General features: G+C 35.3%; 17 protein-coding genes. 11 read left to right on the plus strand and 6 right to left on the minus strand.

Annotated features, from left to right (window positions below):
* Positions 1 to 11: 11 nt before the first annotated feature.
* Entirely contained in the window at positions 12 to 572 is a 561-nt protein-coding gene (locus RHO14_00655; protein WVD71329.1) for a Sua5/YciO/YrdC/YwlC family protein, read from the minus strand.
* A gap of 65 nt (positions 573 to 637) precedes the next feature.
* Positions 638 to 1,705: a DNA-processing protein DprA gene (gene dprA, locus RHO14_00660; GenBank protein ID WVD71330.1), complete on the minus strand. Its 1,068-nt coding sequence runs from the start codon at positions 1,703 to 1,705 to the stop codon at positions 638 to 640.
* Positions 1,706 to 1,814: 109 nt separating this feature from the next.
* Between dprA and def the strand changes: the two genes are divergently transcribed.
* Entirely contained in the window at positions 1,815 to 2,324 is a 510-nt protein-coding gene (gene def, locus RHO14_00665) for a peptide deformylase (GenBank protein WVD71331.1), read from the plus strand.
* A gap of 8 nt (positions 2,325 to 2,332) precedes the next feature.
* Here the strand turns inward: def and RHO14_00670 are convergent, their stop codons facing one another.
* Positions 2,333 to 2,653 carry a helix-turn-helix domain-containing protein gene (locus RHO14_00670; protein ID WVD72482.1) on the minus strand — a complete coding sequence of 107 codons (321 nt, stop codon included), beginning with the start codon at positions 2,651 to 2,653 and terminating at the stop codon, positions 2,333 to 2,335.
* 133 nt (positions 2,654 to 2,786) lie between these two features.
* Here RHO14_00670 and RHO14_00675 point away from each other — a divergent pair, with 133 nt between their 5' ends.
* Positions 2,787 to 3,881 carry an NADH:flavin oxidoreductase/NADH oxidase gene (locus tag RHO14_00675; protein ID WVD71332.1) on the plus strand — a complete coding sequence of 365 codons (1,095 nt, stop codon included), beginning with the start codon at positions 2,787 to 2,789 and terminating at the stop codon, positions 3,879 to 3,881.
* A 70-nt stretch (positions 3,882 to 3,951) separates the two neighbouring features.
* Here RHO14_00675 and satP read toward each other — a convergent pair whose 3' ends face one another.
* Complete coding sequence (gene satP, locus RHO14_00680) at positions 3,952 to 4,530, minus strand: acetate uptake transporter (GenBank protein ID WVD71333.1); 579 nt, start codon at positions 4,528 to 4,530, stop codon at positions 3,952 to 3,954.
* 235 nt (positions 4,531 to 4,765) lie between these two features.
* On the opposite strand from satP, the gene dnaK reads away from it, so the two are divergent.
* Together dnaK and dnaJ are read left to right on the plus strand one after the other, a co-directional pair.
* Positions 4,766 to 6,673: a molecular chaperone DnaK gene (gene dnaK, locus RHO14_00685; protein ID WVD71334.1), complete on the plus strand. Its 1,908-nt coding sequence runs from the start codon at positions 4,766 to 4,768 to the stop codon at positions 6,671 to 6,673.
* Between the two features lie 184 nt (positions 6,674 to 6,857).
* Entirely contained in the window at positions 6,858 to 7,997 is a 1,140-nt protein-coding gene (gene dnaJ / locus RHO14_00690) for a molecular chaperone DnaJ (GenBank protein WVD71335.1), read from the plus strand.
* Between the two features lie 343 nt (positions 7,998 to 8,340).
* On the opposite strand, the gene grcA is transcribed toward dnaJ, so the two are convergent.
* Positions 8,341 to 8,724, minus strand: coding sequence for an autonomous glycyl radical cofactor GrcA (gene grcA / locus RHO14_00695; protein ID WVD71336.1), 384 nt, complete (start codon positions 8,722 to 8,724; stop codon positions 8,341 to 8,343).
* Between the two features lie 248 nt (positions 8,725 to 8,972).
* On the opposite strand from grcA, the gene ung reads away from it, so the two are divergent.
* The 4 genes from ung to edd all read left to right on the plus strand — a co-directional run bounded on the left by ung (position 8,973) and on the right by edd (position 13,232).
* Entirely contained in the window at positions 8,973 to 9,650 is a 678-nt protein-coding gene (gene ung / locus RHO14_00700; protein WVD71337.1) for a uracil-DNA glycosylase, read from the plus strand.
* A gap of 9 nt (positions 9,651 to 9,659) precedes the next feature.
* Positions 9,660 to 10,658, plus strand: a complete 999-nt coding sequence (gntR, locus tag RHO14_00705) for a gluconate operon transcriptional repressor GntR (GenBank protein ID WVD71338.1) — start codon at positions 9,660 to 9,662, stop codon at positions 10,656 to 10,658.
* 171 nt (positions 10,659 to 10,829) lie between these two features.
* A complete protein-coding gene (locus RHO14_00710) occupies positions 10,830 to 11,363 on the plus strand; it encodes a gluconokinase, GntK/IdnK-type (protein WVD71339.1) in 534 nt (177 codons plus the stop codon).
* A 63-nt stretch (positions 11,364 to 11,426) separates the two neighbouring features.
* Entirely contained in the window at positions 11,427 to 13,232 is a 1,806-nt protein-coding gene (gene edd / locus RHO14_00715) for a phosphogluconate dehydratase (GenBank protein WVD71340.1), read from the plus strand.
* A 97-nt stretch (positions 13,233 to 13,329) separates the two neighbouring features.
* Here the strand turns inward: edd and RHO14_00720 are convergent, their stop codons facing one another.
* Positions 13,330 to 13,908 (minus strand): 4'-phosphopantetheinyl transferase superfamily protein, encoded by a 579-nt coding sequence (locus RHO14_00720; GenBank protein ID WVD71341.1) that lies wholly within the window; start codon positions 13,906 to 13,908, stop codon positions 13,330 to 13,332.
* 199 nt (positions 13,909 to 14,107) lie between these two features.
* On the opposite strand from RHO14_00720, the gene metC reads away from it, so the two are divergent.
* The 3 genes from metC (at position 14,108) to atpB (ending at position 17,701) form a co-directional block, all read left to right on the plus strand.
* Complete coding sequence (gene metC / locus RHO14_00725) at positions 14,108 to 15,325, plus strand: cystathionine beta-lyase (GenBank protein ID WVD71342.1); 1,218 nt, start codon at positions 14,108 to 14,110, stop codon at positions 15,323 to 15,325.
* Between the two features lie 15 nt (positions 15,326 to 15,340).
* Positions 15,341 to 16,657: a tRNA lysidine(34) synthetase TilS gene (gene tilS / locus RHO14_00730; GenBank protein ID WVD71343.1), complete on the plus strand. Its 1,317-nt coding sequence runs from the start codon at positions 15,341 to 15,343 to the stop codon at positions 16,655 to 16,657.
* Positions 16,658 to 16,918: 261 nt separating this feature from the next.
* Positions 16,919 to 17,701, plus strand: coding sequence for a F0F1 ATP synthase subunit A (gene atpB, locus RHO14_00735; GenBank protein ID WVD71344.1), 783 nt, complete (start codon positions 16,919 to 16,921; stop codon positions 17,699 to 17,701).
* The last annotated feature ends 28 nt before the right edge of the window (positions 17,702 to 17,729 follow it).

A 17,729-nucleotide genomic window follows, 5' to 3' on the forward strand; every position in this document is an offset into this window, starting at 1 on the left:
ACTATTCCCCTTTATCCTTGCCTAATTATTTGCCCTGTTTTTATATCTCTAATTTCTGATGGATTTTTTCTTTTACCTATTTCTCCTTGCAAAACAGGAAAGTCGATACCAAATTGCGTTTCAACTTCAGCCATTGTTCGGCAAGGGTCTTGGCCTGAAAGATTTGCACTTGTTGATACAATTGGCTTATCAAATAACGTACAAAGTTTGCTAACTAAAAAATGATCCGTAACTCTGATCGCAATTGAGTCAAACTGACCAGTTAAAAAATAAGGTGTATTACTATTTTTAGGAACAATCCATGTCACTGCGCCAGGCCAAGAATTAAGCATTATTTTTTTTTGCTGACTAGTTATTTTTGACTGATCAATATAGGGGATCAGCTGTTCAAAATTGCTAGCAATTAATATTAATCCTTTTTCAATGGGACGATTTTTTAATGATAAAATGGTTAATACAGCATTTTTATTGTCAGGATCGCAACCTAAGCCAAAAACGGCTTCTGTTGGGTAAGCAATAACCTCACCTAGGCTTAGTTTTTTACATGATTGAGTTAATGAAAGTATTGTCATAGCTAATTTTAATCGTCTTTTATTGTTAAATATATTAGCACTTTTAAGCTAACAAGTTTATATAATTACAGGTATTTCTTACGAATATAGCCGCCATTCACTGATTCAATTAATCCTTCAAGTTCTAACTCTATTAGTTTTACTGATACCTCTGCAACGGATAATCTTACTTTATCTGCAATAATATCGATAGGTATAGCTTGGTTATTTATTACCGCTAGAATTGCAGGATGAATAATGGGTAAATTATCCAATGTCTGCCCAATATTTTTTTTAATCCATGATAAACGACTTGAATAGTGCTCCAATATATCATTTGGCTTTGTGACTAAATAAGCCCCTTGCTTAATTAACCAATGAGTACCGTTGCAATTTGAGTTATCTATATCGCCAGGTAAAGCAAAAACATCACGATTTTGTTCTAGTGCGAAACGAGCGGTAATTAATGATCCACTCTTCTCTGATGCTTCAATTACAAAGGTACCTAAGCAAAGGCCACTAATAATACGATTTCGGCGTGGAAAGTGTTTTGGCAGTGCTAATTTATCAGGTAAAAATTCAGAAATAATTGTGCCTTTATTTGCTATAATATCTTTAGCTAAATTAAAGTTTGTTTTAGGAAAAATATGTTGTAAGCCGCTTCCTAAAACAGCAATTGTTTTACCTGTTACATCAAGTGCTCCCCGATGGCAAATTGCATCAATACCTAACGCTAAACCACTGGTGATCGTTAATCCATTTATAGCCAGTTCGCTGGCAAAATAACGTCCCCACATAGCCCCGTACTCACTAAAAGCTCGACTACCAACCATTGCTATTTGTGGTGTTGCTAATAAATTTTTATCGCCTTTACCAAATAATAATAAAGGAGCATTACTAATTTGTTTTAGATTTTCTGGATAAAATTGATCGCTATAACTAATTAAAAAGTGATTATCTTTATTTATCCAATCTAATGTTTTAGTTATATCATATTGATAAAATTGTTTTATCTGCTCTGAATTAAATTTAAGTTGATGTAGTAAAAAATTATCATCAATATCATCACCTACTTGATAGAGGTATTGCCTAATTTTTGAGGATTTTTTGTTATCAACTATTGAAAATCTAATTAAAAACTCATATCTATTCATACACTCACTATTTTAATAATAGGAATTAAAGGCTACCCATTAATATAATTAGTGTTTACAATACATACCGAATAATTGAACAACTATTTAGAGGCAAATCGAAAAATTTATGGCTATTTTACCAGTATTACGTTTTCCTGATGAAAGGCTACGCAAAATTGCTAAACCAGTTGAAAAAATCACAGCACAAACACAGCAAATTATTGATGATATGATAGAAACGATGTATGCAGAAGAAGGGATTGGCCTTGCTGCAACACAAGTTAATATTCATCAACGAATTATTGTTATTGATGTATCAGAAAATCATGATCAAGTTTATGTTATTATCAATCCTGAAGTAATGTGTAAAAATGGTGAAACAGGCATTGAAGAAGGTTGCTTATCTGTTCCTGATAGCCGGGGTTTTGTTTCACGCGCAGAGACAATTAAGATTAAAGCTTTAAATCGAGATGGTGAAACTTATGAGATTGATGCTGATGGCTTACTTGCAATTTGTATTCAGCACGAAATGGATCATTTGATGGGAAAATTATTTGTTGATTATCTTTCACCTTTAAAACGTCAGCGAATTGAACAAAAAATGAAAAAAATGAACCGCCTTGAAGCCAAACAATAGTTTGGCCTTTATTTGTCATTTTCTATTCCCCATTGACATATATCTTTAATAAGTTGTTTTAAACTTTTACCTTTTGTCGTTAATGTATATTCAACTTTTGGTGGGATCTGCGGATATTCTTTACGATTAATAATGCCATCTAGTTCTAGTTCTAGTTCTTTTAATTGTGAGCTGAGCATTTTATGTGTAATCCCTGTAATACTACGTTTTATCTCACCATAACGAGCCACTTCACTGCAAATAAGTAAATAGATAATTTTCATTTTCCATTTACCCGCAATAATTGAAAGCGTATATTCAAATGGCTTCTTATCAATAACTTCTATTATGCGTTTTTACCACATTACTTTCCTTTTGGTGCATATCATACTAAAAAGTGCATACTTTCTAAAAAATAAAAAAAGATTATAATCAATTTGTAATCAATAATTCAATATTTTCCAAATTAATAAGGAGTTTTCGATGAGTAAACTATTTAGTCCTATTAAAATAGGTGATCAGCATTTTGAAAATAGAATCGTTATTCCGCCAATGTGTCAATATTCAGCAAAAAATGGCTTAGCCACTGATTGGCATTTAATGCATTATGGATCTCTTTCTCATTCTGGCGCTGGATTAATGATTTTAGAAGCGACATCTATAAGCCCTGAAGGTCGATTATCTCCTTTTGATTTAGGTCTATGGGGGGATGAGCAAGAACATGCTATGCAATCATTAATTTCATCAATCCGTAAGTATTCAAAAATGCCAATTGCTGTCCAACTTGTTCATGCTGGCCGAAAAGCATCAATGCCTGAGCCTTGGAAAGATGAAAAACATGTTTCTATCGAGCAAGGCGGTTGGAAAACCATAGCGCCATCAGCGATTGCTTTTGATTCTAATTATGATACACCAAAAGAATTAACGACAGATGAAGTTAAAAATTTAATAAAACAATTTGCAGATGCAGCAATTAGAGCTGATCGCGCTGGTATTGATTTTATTGAAATTCATGGTGCTCATGGCTATTTAATTCATCAATTTTTATCACCCTTAAGCAATCATAGAACAGATGAATACGGTGGAAGTCTTGATAACCGTTTACGTTTTGTTATAGAAGTCTTTAAGGCGATTAGATCTGTATTTCCTAAACAAAAAGGTGTTGGGATCCGAATTTCTGCAACGGATTGGGTTGAAGGTGGTTGGGATTTATCTCAGTCAATCGTACTTGCTAAAAAACTAAACGAATTAGGTTGTAGCTATATCCATGTATCAACTGGTGGCCTTGATATACGTCAGCAAATTCCAGTGGGGCCAAACTATCAAGTCCCTTTTGCGCAGGAGATAAAGCAACAAGTTACTATGCCTGTTATTGCAGTTGGTCTTATTACTCAAGCTATTCAAGCTGAGGCTATTGTTTCAACCGGTCAAGCCGATATGGTAGCAATAGGCCGCGATATGTTATTTGAACCACATTGGCCTTGGCGTGCAGCTAAAATACTTGGTGCTCAGGTGACTGTGCCGCCACAGTATGCGCGTAGTGCCCCACATGGCAGTAAAGACTTATTCAAAAAATAGCCATAAAAAAGCCCTAGGATAAGGGCTTTTTACTATAATTAAGTGTTACAATAAAATTTTAACGAATTAATTAATGATTTGAACCTTTAGGTGCTCCGATTGGTAAAATGGTACGTCCATGTTGTTCATTGATAACTTCAGCCATTGCTAAATAGATAGCGCTTGCACCACAAATAATTCCTTCAAAGCCAGCAATATGAATAATAGTACTATTATTACAGATATTACCAATAGCAAGTAAAGCAAATAAGATAGTTAAGCTTGCAAAAACAAACTGTAATGCCTTATTTGCTTTCAACGTACCTATAAACATAAAGGCTGTAAAAACGCCCCATAAAGCTAAGAAAATGCCTAAAAAGACTTTATCTGTTGGCGCAGTAGCTGCAGCTGTTGGTAAATACCAGATCCCAACTAATACAATCCAGAAAAAACCATAAGACGTAAATGCGGTTGTACCAAAAGTATTACCTTTACGGAATTCTAAAATTCCTGCGATAACTTGAGCAAGTCCGCCGTAAAAAATACCCATAGAAACAATAGCTGTAACAGCAGGGAAAAAGCCTGCATTATGAATATTTAATAAAACTGTTGTCATACCAAATCCCATTAAGCCTAAAGGACCCGGGTTTGCAAGTTTAGTATTTTCCATAAAATTCCTAATTATTAAAAGTTTAATTAATGCTTTAAGCGCTGCAATAATAAGGGGAGACCAGCTCGCAATCAATAGCTACTGAAAAAAAATTTATTTTTACCCCTTGATATTAGCTATTATGCTCCCATCTATGAGGAAACAAATATTTCCTTGTTATTATTAGGGACTTGAAAAAAAATATTTCATACCTATATACAAGAAATAAAATTCAGGTTTTTAGGAGAAGATTATTATGGGTAAAATTATTGGTATTGATTTAGGTACAACAAATTCATGTGTTGCAGTAATGGACAATGGTCAGGCAAAAGTGTTAGAAAATGCCGAGGGTGATCGTACAACCCCATCTATTATTGCTTATACACAAGATGGTGAAATCTTAGTTGGTCAACCAGCAAAACGCCAAGCGGTAACTAATCCGCAAAATACACTTTTTGCTATTAAACGTTTAATTGGCCGTAGGTATGAAGATGCGGAAGTTCAACGTGATGTAAGTATCATGCCTTACAAAATTGTTAAAGCTGATAATGGTGATGCATGGGTTGATATTAAAGGTCAAAAAATCGCACCACCACAAATTTCAGCAGAAGTTTTAAAGAAAATGAAAAAAACCGCTGAAGATTATCTTGGTGAAGCGGTGACTGAAGCAGTTATTACTGTGCCTGCTTATTTTAACGATGCACAGCGTCAAGCAACTAAAGATGCTGGTCGTATTGCAGGGCTTGAAGTTAGACGTATTATTAATGAGCCAACAGCTGCTGCACTTGCTTATGGTTTAGATAAAGATGTTGGTAACAGAACTATCGCGGTTTTTGACTTAGGTGGTGGTACATTTGATATTTCAATTATTGAAATTGATGATGTTGACGGCGAAAAAACATTTGAAGTATTAGCGACAAATGGTGATACACATTTAGGCGGTGAAGATTTTGATTCTCGTTTAATTAATTACTTAGTTGAAGAATTTAAACGTGAGCAAGGTTTTGATTTAAAAAATGATCCACTTGCAATGCAGCGTTTAAAGGAAGCAGCTGAAAAAGCGAAAATTGAGCTTTCATCTGCGCAGCAAACAGATATTAACTTACCATATATTACTGCTGACGCAAGCGGCCCTAAACACTTAAATATTAAAGTAACTCGTGCAAAACTTGAGTCTTTAGTTGAAGATTTAGTTAAACGCTCAATGGAACCGGTAAAAACAGCATTAAAAGATGCGGGATTATCAGTATCTGATATTCAAGATGTAATCTTGGTTGGTGGTCAAACACGTATGCCAATGGTTCAAAAAGTGGTTGCAGACTTTTTTGGCAAAGAGCCTCGTAAAGATGTTAACCCTGATGAAGCTGTTGCTGTTGGTGCTGCTGTTCAAGGTGGTGTTTTAGGTGGTGATGTTAAAGATGTCTTATTACTTGATGTTACGCCATTATCATTAGGTATTGAAACAATGGGTAGCGTAATGACACCATTGATTGAGAAAAATACGACTATTCCAACTAAACATAGTCAAGTTTTCTCAACAGCTGAAGATAACCAATCAGCAGTAACTATTCATGTGTTACAAGGTGAGCGTAAGCGTGCTAGTGATAATAAGTCATTAGGTCAGTTTAACCTTGATGGAATTCAAGCAGCTCCACGTGGTATGGCTCAAATTGAAGTAACTTTTGATATTGATGCTGATGGTATTTTACATGTATCAGCGAAAGATAAAAATACTGGTCGTGAGCAAAATATTACCATTAAGGCTTCTTCTGGATTAAGTGAAGAAGAGATCCAAAAAATGGTTCAAGATGCTGAAATGAATGCTGAAGCGGATCGTAAATTTGAAGAGTTAGCACAAATTCGTAACCAAGCGGACCACTTAGTTCATTCAACGCGTAAACAAGTGTCAGAAGCGGGTGAGCAATTACCTGAAGATGATAAAAAAGCGATTGAAGATGCGGTTTCTGCTTTAGAAGTATCTGCTCGTGGTGAGGATAAAGCTGAAATTGAAGCAAAAATCCAAGCATTAATGGAAATATCTAAAAAGTTACTTGAAATTGCCCAACAGCAATCTGGCGCAGAACAACCTAATGCTGGTAGTAATGCAAAACCAGAAGATGACGTTGTTGATGCGGACTTCAAAGAAGTTGATGATAATAAATAATTATTATTTATTTGATTATTAGAGAGTTATTACATTTAAACGGGCAAGAGGTAACTCAAGCCCGTTTAGTTATTTAAATAAATACATAAAAGGCTTGATTCAATTTTTTATATTAGTAATTCCTCTTTGTTAGTAAAGAATATTTTTAATATAAATTGAAACAAAATTAAGGGATAAATAATTAATGGCTAAGAAAGATTATTATGAGGTTTTAGGCATCAAAAAAGATGCTGATGAGCGAGAGATTAAAAAAGCTTATAAACGCCTTGCCATGAAATATCATCCAGATAAGAATCAGGATAATAAAACAGAAGCTGAAGCTAAATTTAAAGAAATTAAAGAAGCTTATGAAATTTTAAATGATCCACAAAAGAAAGCTGCTTATGACCAATATGGACATGCTGCTTTTGAACAAGGCGGTAATGGTGGATTTGGCGGCGGTGGTTTTGGTGGTGGCGCTGACTTTGGCGATGCTTTCGGTGATATTTTTAGTGAATTCTTCGGTGGCGGAGGAGGTCGCGGGCGTAGCCAGGGTGCATCAAGAGGCAATGACTTACAATACAATGTTACTTTGAGCTTAGAAGAAGCGGCAACCGGTGTAACCAAAGAGATCAAAGTACCAACGGCAGTTGTTTGTGATGTCTGTCATGGTAAAGGCGCTGAAAATGCGGCCGATATTAAAACCTGCGAAACCTGTCATGGTAGTGGTATTGTGCAAATGCGTCAGGGCTTTTTTGCTGTTCAGCAAGAGTGTCCTACTTGTCATGGGCGTGGTAAAAGCATTAAAAATCCATGTAAAAAATGCCATGGTGAAGGGCGAATTCAAAAAACTAAAACATTGTCAGCAACTATCCCTGCTGGTGTGGATACTGGTAATAGAATTAGGCTTTCTGGTGAAGGCGAAGCGGGTAAAAACGGTGCGTCAGCTGGTGATTTATATATCCAAATACAAGTTAGACAACATGCAATATTTGAACGAGATGGCATTAATTTACATTGCGAAATCCCGATTAATATTGGCTTAGCAGCTTTAGGTGGTGAAGTTCAAGTACCAACGCTTAATGGTAAAGTGAGTTTAACTATTCCTGCTGAAACGCAAACAGGAAAAGTATTTAGGCTTAAAGGTAAAGGAATAAAATCATTACGTGGCGCGACAATGGGCGATTTATATTGCCATGTTGTTGTTGAAACGCCAGTTAATTTAACGAATAAACAAAAAGAGTTATTAAAAGAGTTAACTGAAAGTTTATCGGGCGATAAAAACTCAAAACATAGCCCAAAAGAGAAAAACTTTTTTGATAAAGTTAAAAAGTTTTTTGGCTAAAATAAATTACTAACTTTATTTAAGCTAAAACTAGAGCCATTTACTACTTTAGTGAGTGGCTTTTTTTATTTATAAAATAATGAAAATTGTTTTATTTTTAATTATCTATTCTAATTTATACTATCACCACAATTACGTCATATACCTTGTTTACTTTCATCTTGTTAATATACCTTTTCAATAAAAAGTTAATGGTTAATTTTAGCGCGAACTGTACGTTCTAGTAAAAATAGATATTCGGTTTTATTTATATAACCAATAAATAATAATTGCGGGAAAATTCTAATAAATGGGCAAAAAATAACCCAGATTAACTGGGCTATTTAAATCGATAAACTGCAAATTACATATTTGTTGTAAATGTACGTGCAATTACATCGCGTTGTTGCTCTGCTGTTAATGAATTAAAACGAACAGCATAACCAGAAACACGAATAGTTAATTGTGGATAATTTTCTGGGTGTTTAACGGCATCTTCTAGTGTTTCACGACGCAACACGTTAACGTTTAAATGTTGGCCACCTTCAACTTTTACAGTTGGCGCTACATCTAATGGGATTTCACGATATTCGAACTGACCAAGGTCTTTTGTTGCAACGACTTGATCTTCTTTATATACCGATTTTGCCGCCACACAGCGAGCTTCGTTTGTGTTGTCATCTAATAACCAGAAAGAATTTAGAAGAGCGTTATTATCTGCTTTAGTAATTTGAATACCTGTAATCATTTTAAAACCTCCTAATGAGCCAAATTGCCCTAAATTTGTTATGGTTAATATATCACTTCTAAAATTTGATTTAAATCAAAAAAACCTATTAATCTAATAATTATTATCTTTGGTTATCGTTTTTATATGAATTAATTATCAATATTATTTCTACACCGCGATATCTATTAGGTTTATTATTGTTTTTCGGTATAATTACCGCTAAGACGCATCGCATAAATTATCATTAAAACAAATGTAGGCAGCTTATGGTAGAAAAATTAACTTGGCATGATGTTCTTGGCATCGAAAAAGAAAAAGATTATTTTAAACAAATTTTGCAATATGTTGCCAACGAACGTAATAGTGGTAAAACTATTTATCCTGCGCAACAAGACGTATTTAATGCCTTTCGATTTACGGCTTTTTCAGATATTAAAGTGGTTATTTTGGGGCAAGATCCCTACCATGGACCCAATCAGGCTCATGGACTCTCCTTTTCCGTTTTACCTGGCGTTAATCCTCCCCCTTCGTTAAAAAACATGTATAAAGAATTAGCGACTGATATTGCTGGTTTTGAGATCCCAAAACATGGTTATTTAGCCTCCTGGGCAGAGCAAGGTGTATTGTTGCTAAATAATGTATTAACGGTGCAAGATGGGCTCGCGCATTCACATGCCAAAATCGGTTGGGAAAAATTTACCGATCATGTTATTGATGTCATTAATCAAAATTTGACGGGAGTTGTCTTTTTACTATGGGGCTCACCTGCACAAAAGAAAGGTCAGTTTATTGATAGGCAAAGGCACCATGTTTTAACTTCTGTGCACCCTTCCCCATTATCCGCTCATCGTGGCTTTTTGGGGTGTAAACATTTTTCCCAAGCAAACGAATTAATAACGCAGCAAGGCAAAATCCCGATTGATTGGCAACCTAGATTACCATAAGAGAATGATATGAATAAAAAACGTCGTTCAGGGCTGATTGAAATTGCAAATCTTGCAGGTGTTAGCAAGATGACGGTAAGTCGTTTTTTAAGAGATCCTAATCTGGTTTCTAAACTGTTACAGGTAAAAATAGCTGCCGTCATTGATGATCTTGGTTATATTCCTAATAAAGCACCCGATATGCTTTCGAATGCCAAAAGCCATGCAATTGGCGTTGTTTTACCGTCTTTGACCAATCAAGTTTTTGCTGATGTACTAAAAGGTATTGAAATGGTAACTGATACGCATGGTTATCAAACAATGATTGCGCACACGGGTTATAGTGCTGATAAAGAAGAGATGAGGCTGCGTTCATTACTTTCTTATAATGTTGATGGTGTCATTTTAACTGAGCGTTCTCACAACCCCGCAACACTTAAAATGCTAGCGATTGCTGGTATTCCAATTGTTGAAATAATGGATAGTGTGTCACCTTGCATTGATATGGCTGTAGGGTTTGATAATTTTAATGCTGCAAAAAATATGATTAAACGCATGATTGCCAAAGGTCGTAAGCATATTGTTTATTTTAGTGCAAGGCAGGATTATCGTAGTATAATTCGGCAAAAAGCGTATGAAGAGGCGATGCTTGACGCTGGGTTAATTCCTCATACGCTTGCAACAAAAGAGGCATCATCTTACGCTTTAGGAGCTAAATTATTGCATAATGCATTAGACGAATATCCGAATGTTGATGGTGTTTTTAGTACTAACGATGATTTAGCGTTAGGTGTTTTATTTGAGTGCCAACGTTTAGCAATACCAGTTCCTAAGCAGATTGCAATAGTTGGTTTTCATGGTCATGCAATAGGCCAAGCCCTTTCACCTAAACTTGCATCAATACAAACACCTAGAATTGAGATGGGTAAAACGGCAGCAGAATTACTATTAAAACGCATAAATGGTAAAGACGTCATCAATAAGGTTATTGATTTGCCTGTTAAATATCTAGATGGTGAAAGTTTATAAATTATTCCTTTAATCCTAATATTAATTAACATTTTAGCTGGTATTGTTGATATCCCTTCCCTTAATTAAAATTATGATAATGATCACAAATTTTACTTTTCCAAGTTGAATTCGGTTATTATAACGCGGAAAATGTTACCCGTAACACAAAGGCTTATACTAGGATCTTTGATGAAAAATAATAACAAGCAAGTTTTTGTATTAATGGGGGTCTCTGGCTCAGGAAAATCGACCATTGCAAGGCAACTCGCTTATGATTTAGATATCGCGTACTTAGATGGTGATTTTTTGCATCCGAAAGCTAACATTTTAAAAATGGGTAGTTGCATACCGCTTAATGATGAAGATCGTATGCCTTGGCTAAAGCTTATTAATCAAGCAGCTTTTGCTATGAGCAATGTAAATCCTATCTCAGTTATTATTTGCTCGGCCTTAACGCAAAATTACCGCAATGTTATTCGCGATGGCAACGATAATATTTACTTTATTTATCTGAAAGGTGGTTTTGAGACAATTCAAGAAAGACTAAATAAACGTCAGGGGCATTATCAAAAAACGAATATGTTGCAATCACAGTTTAATACGCTAGAAGAGCCTTCAATAGATGAAAAAGATATTTTTGTTGTCGATATAGAGCGGCCTTTAGCTAAGGTAATAGCAGATACTAAATCCATTATTTGCCATGTTTGCCAAATAAGTGAATAGCTAATATTAAATTTAAGCATCAATGAAATCATATTAAAATTAGACAAGTTTAAGAGGTTATAAATGAATTCTACTATACAAGCCGTTACAAACAGGATTATTGCACGTTCGAAAATAACAAGAAACGCTTACCTAAAAAAAATTGAGCAAGCGATGTCAAAAAAAGTCGCTCGCGCTAGTTTATCGTGTAGTAATTTAGCGCACGGTTTTGCCGCTTGTTGTAGTTCTGATAAAGATGATTTAAAAAATATTTTAAAAAGTAATATCGGTATCATCAGTTCATATAATGACATGTTATCTGCTCATCGTCCTTATGAGTTTTATACGGAGCAAATTAAAAAAGAGTTGCGAGAGGTTGGCGCTATAGGGCAAATGGCTGGTGGCGTTCCAGCTATGTGTGATGGGGTTACTCAAGGTGAACCGGGTATGGAAATCTCATTGATGAGTCGCGATATTATTTCAATGTCTGTCGCTGTTGCACTTTCACATAATATGTTTGATGGGGCATTATATTTAGGCATTTGCGATAAAATTGTACCAGGTTTATTTGTGGGATCGATGGCTTTTGGTCATTTACCCGCTATCTTTATACCAGCAGGCCCAATGCCATCAGGCTTGTCAAATAAGGAAAAAGTGAGGATCCGTCAGCTTTACTCTGAAGGTAAAGCAACCCGTGAAGATTTATTAGAATCTGAGTCTGCATCATATCATACAAGCGGAACATGTACTTTTTATGGTACTGCTAATAGTAACCAAATGGTAATTGAATTAATGGGATTACATTTGCCTGGCGCTGCATTTGTTCATCCAGAAACCACATTGAGATTTGAGCTCACAAATGCAGCTGCAAGGCAAATTACACGTTTAACCGAGCAATCAGGTAATTATATGCCGGTTGGAAAAATGGTTGATGAGCGAGTTATTGTTAATGGCTTAGTTGCATTACTTGCAACCGGTGGTTCAACAAATTTAACTATGCATTTGGTTGCAATGGCAAAAGCGGCGGGTATTATTATCAATTGGGATGATATTTCCGATTTGTCTGAAGTCGTACCTCTACTTTGCAAAATTTATCCTAATGGCCCTGCTGATATCAACTACTTCCAAGCTGCTGGTGGTACGTCTGTTTTGATTCGGGAACTATTAGCTGGCGGCCTATTACATGAAGATGTTGAAACTGTTGTTGGCCGTGGATTAAGCCGTTATACCAAAGAACCAATTTTAGAAAATGGTAAACTAATTTATCGAGATGGCCCATTAAAATCGTTAGATGATAAGGTTATCGCTTCATTTGAGAAGCCATTTAATTCGCATGGTGGTTTAAAAGTGATGTCCGGTAACTTAGGTCGAGCAGTAATGAAAACATCAGCAATTGAGCCAGATCATCAAATTATTGAAGCCCCAGCCGTTGTATTTAATAGTCAATACGATCTTGATGCTGATTTTAAAGCAGGTAAATTGGATAAAAACTGCGTTGTTGTTGTTCGTTATCAAGGACCAAAAGCAATTGGTATGCCAGAGCTGCATAAATTAATTACCCCATTAGGTGTTTTGCAAGATCGTGGTTACAAAGTTGCGTTGTTAACAGATGGCAGATTGTCTGGTGCATCAGGTAAGGTTCCTGCGGCTATTCATGTCACACCAGAAGCCTATATTGGTGGATTACTTAACAGAGTTCAAGATGGAGATATTATTCGCGTTAATGGTCAAAGTGGTGAAATGACGTTATTAGTTGATCCAAAAGAGTTGGCTACAAGGATCCCCGAAAAGTTTAATCTCACTGACTCTTATCATGGTTTTGGCCGCGAGCTATTTTCTGTTATTCGTGAAAACTTAGCTTCAGCAGAAGAAGGTGCAGTAAGTTTTTAAACTAAGATTATTATAGTGTAAATGCGCTAATTTATTTTCACTATAATAGTATGTTACAACAAAAAAATAACGAATTAATTATAAAATCTAAGGTTTGCTAATCTATAACAATAGTATAGATTGGCTTACCACAACATACCGATAAGTAAATATGCTCAAGTTTTTGATGATAAAGGTAAAACTCTGTTGCAAATTTAGCACTAGCCTTTTGTGCTGGCATCATGATTTCAAGTTCTTTCATCTGCCATACGCCTTTAGCATAAAGTTTTAGAGCTGATTCACGCAGAGTCCATAGTTGCCAAAATGCAGAGAGTATATTAATTTGTTTATTCAACCAGATGTTTTCTTGCTCTGAAAAAAACTGTTTGGCAATAGTGAGTATATTTTTTCTTGGTCTATCAAATTCAATATCTAATCCAACTCTTCCTACTGAACTTATTGCAACGGCAATAAAATCACCGCTATGACTAATATTAAAATCGGGTAAATGAGATTTTTCAAATTGGGGGCGGCTATTCTCGGCAATTTTGATATTTGGTAGTGATACAATATCTAAGTGTCTATTAAGTAGTTGCGCCAATAAATATCGACATGCAACAAACTGCTTTTGTTTATTTGATGAAAAATTTTCTGCTTGTTTAATCACTTGTGATGATAGCAATGTTGATTGTAACATCGTGGCTAAATCGAGATCGTTTAGGTTCGCAGTTTGAATAAAAACAAAATTTTGGCACATAAATTAGATAGATTAAGAAAATTTTTACTATTCTAACAGGATTTTGGAGAGTTGTTTTAAAACATGTTATGCTAATTAGTATTATATGTTTTTATAAATTTAGCTAAAAATCATTATTTATCTTTTTCGAGAAGCCAATATGAAATTTCCTAAAATAATGCAAACGAAATTAATTAGTGCCGGCCGTAAAAACCGTTATACACAAGGTTCAGTAAATAGCGTAATTCAACGAGCATCATCGCTTGTTTTTGATTCTGTTGAAGCTAAAAAGGATGCGGCAAAACATCGCACGGAAGGTGCACTCTATTATGGGCGTAGAGGAACGTTAACCCACTTTTCATTGCAAGATGCGATGTGTGAGCTTGAAGGTGGTGCGGGTTGTTATCTTTACCCTTGTGGCGCGGCAGCGGTGACAAATTCAATCTTAGCATTTGTTAAAGCAGGTGATCATGTTTTATTATCTGAAGGGGCCTACGAGCCTACGCATGATTTTTGTGATCGTATACTTAAAGATTTAGATATTGAAACTAGCTATTTCCCGGCTTTAATTGGCGAACATATTACAACGTATATTAAATCAAATACAAAAGTATTATTTTTAGAAGCACCAAGTTCAATCACAATGGAAGTTCACGATATTCCAGCAATAGTCGCTGCTGCGCGTAAAATTAATCCACAAATTATTATTATGATTGATAATACTTGGAGTGCCGGCGTTTTATTTAAAGCACTTGAATATGATATCGATATTTCAATTCAAGCGGGCACCAAATATTTAGTTGGCCATTCAGATGCAATGATTGGTACAGCTGTTGCTAATGCGCGATGTTGGCCACAGCTTCGTGAGCGCTCTTATCTTATGGGACAAATGTGTGATGCTGATACTGCTTATATTACAGCTAGAGGACTTAGGACTTTAGCTGTTCGCTTAATGCAACATCAAAAAAGTAGTTTAAAAGTTGCAAAGTGGCTTGCCAAGCATCCAAAAGTAGAAAAAGTAAACCACCCAGCATTATCAAGTTGTGAAGGCTATCAATTTTTTAGGCGTGATTTTTTAGGTTACAGTGGACTATTTTCATTTATTTTAACCGACCGCCTTTCTGATGCTCAATTAGCTGATTTTTTAGATCAGTTTAAGTTATTCTCAATGGCTTATTCTTGGGGCGGGTTTGAATCATTAATTTTAGCCCATCAACCTGAAGAAATCGCTCAAATTAGGCCTGTTACTGGCGTCAATTTTGATGGTACATTGATTCGCTTGCATATTGGCCTTGAAGATCCTGATGATTTAATTACTGATTTAGAATCGGGACTCAATCGTATCACGCTCAGTAAAAATAAGATGTCAACGTTATAATCTCGGTATAGGTGCATGAAAAATTCTTTAATATCAGCAGTTTTAAATACTGTGCAAGCTAAAATTGGTTTTAATCGGAATTTACTCATTGCTTATAGTGGCGGCGTTGATTCTTCAGTGTTGCTTCACGCACTTGTTATGTTAAAACAGCAGCATTTGCCAGATTTAGATGTCAAAGCAATTTATATTCATCACGGTATTAGTGAACATGCTGATGTTTGGGCTGAGCATTGCCGTGAGCAGTGTAAAATCTGGCAAGTACCTTTTATTATTGAAAAGGTTTGCTTAGCACTAGAACAAGGTAATATTGAGCAGCAGGCAAGAGATGCTCGATATAACGCTATTAATAAGCACCTAACGCCAGATATCGCATTATGCACAGCTCAGCACCTTGATGACCAATCTGAAACATTCTTATTAGCGTTAAAGCGCGGTAGTGGCCCAACCGGATTATCGGCTATGCCAGAGTCTATTGAGCTGGCTTCTCATCTATTGCTTCGGCCATTACTAACTATTAGTCGTCATCAGATAGAACAATATGCACAAGAATGTAACTTAGCTTGGGTCGAAGATGAAAGCAACCAAGATCCTCGTTATGATCGTAATTTTCTGCGTTTAAACGTATTACCCGTAATAAATGAACGCTGGCCTCATTTTAATCAGATGGTTGCAAGAAGCGCACAGCTTTGTCACGAACAGCAACAATTATTAGATGAGCTATTATTTGATTGTTTTGAGCTACTTATTGATAACGAATTAAATTTATCGATTAAGCCACTCCTTTCTTTTTCTTTAGTTAAACGTAATGCGATATTACGAATGTGGTTTAAGCGCCACCAAGTTACAATGCCTAGTCGTAAACAACTCGATATTATTTGGCAAACTGTTATTCAGGCTAAGGAAGATAGTAACCCTCAGTTTATTTTGCATGATAAGCAGGTTCGTCGATATCAAGAAAAGCTCTATTTGTTACCTAACTACCAAGATTTACAATCAATTAAGCTTAATTGGTTAGATCTAAATAATGCGCTTCTATTACCCGATAATCTTGGTAAGCTATCGATGACAACAACATTATCTAATAATTGTTGCCTACCAAATAAAGATCAACAAGTTTTTGTTGGTTTTTATACTCAAGGCATATACCAAATAGTTGGGCGCAAAGGCTCAAGACAGATAAAAAAATTATGGCAAGAATTGGGCATTCCACCATGGATGCGAACTCGAATTCCTTTAGTGTTTTATAATGAAACATTAATTACTGCGGTCGGTATTTTTGTTACCATACAAGGACAAGGAAATGATGTTTGTTACCAGCATCAAATTTATTAATTTTATGAATCGATAATTTATTAATATTAGAATTTGTTTTTTAAATAATATTATGCGCAATATTTAAACAAAGCCTCCTGCAATTTGATAAATTGTGTGCTAATCTAGCTTTTTGTAAAAGCTGTTGTTGACTTGGCACGGGTATATAGGTTTAAAATAGCAGGTATCGATTATTAGAGCGATTGTTTATACCTTTCATCATTGGAACAATGATGAAAGGTATAGGTAATTTTTTATTTTAAGTAAAGGATAAGTGGTAATATGGCAATTTCATCCCCAAAAACGCCACAACAGTACATTGAGCACCATCTTCATAGCTTGCAAGTTGGCGAAGGATTTTGGACATTTAATATTGACTCATTATTTTTCTCAATCGTACTCGGGGTCGCGTTTTTACTCATTTTTTATTGTGTTGCGCGCAAAGCAACTAGCGGTGTTCCTGGTAAATTGCAATGTGCGGTTGAAATGGTTTTTGACTTTGTTGATAAAACCGTTAAAGATATGTTTAGTGGGCAAAATAAAGTAATCGGGCCTTTGGCGTTAACCGTATTTATTTGGATTTTGTTAATGAACACAATGGATTTAATCCCAGTAGATTTTTTACCGTATGTGACTCAACAAATGGGTATTCCTTATTTACGCGTTGTACCAACAGCTGATGTAAATATTACTATGTCGATGTCTCTTGGTGTATTTTTACTTATTATAATTTACACATTTAAGTACAAAGGAATTAAAGGATTTATTAAAGATTATACTTTGCATCCTTTTAATCACTGGGCTTTTGCACCAATCAATTTTGTGCTTGAAATGGTTAGCTTGCTGGCAAAACCAATTTCACTTGGTCTACGACTTTTTGGAAATATGTATGCGGGTGAATTAATCTTCATTCTAATTGCAGCATTATTACCATGGTGGTCACAGTGGTTTTTATCACTACCGTGGGCTATTTTCCATATATTAATTATTGTGTTACAGGCTTTTATTTTTATGGTGTTGACGATTGTTTATTTATCCATGGCATCGGCAACAGAAGAGCATTAATCAAATTTTTTGTTAATTTAATTGGAGT

Source organism: Orbaceae bacterium lpD04, assembly GCA_036251935.1.
Lineage (GTDB): Bacteria > Pseudomonadota > Gammaproteobacteria > Enterobacterales > Orbaceae > Orbus > Orbus wheelerorum.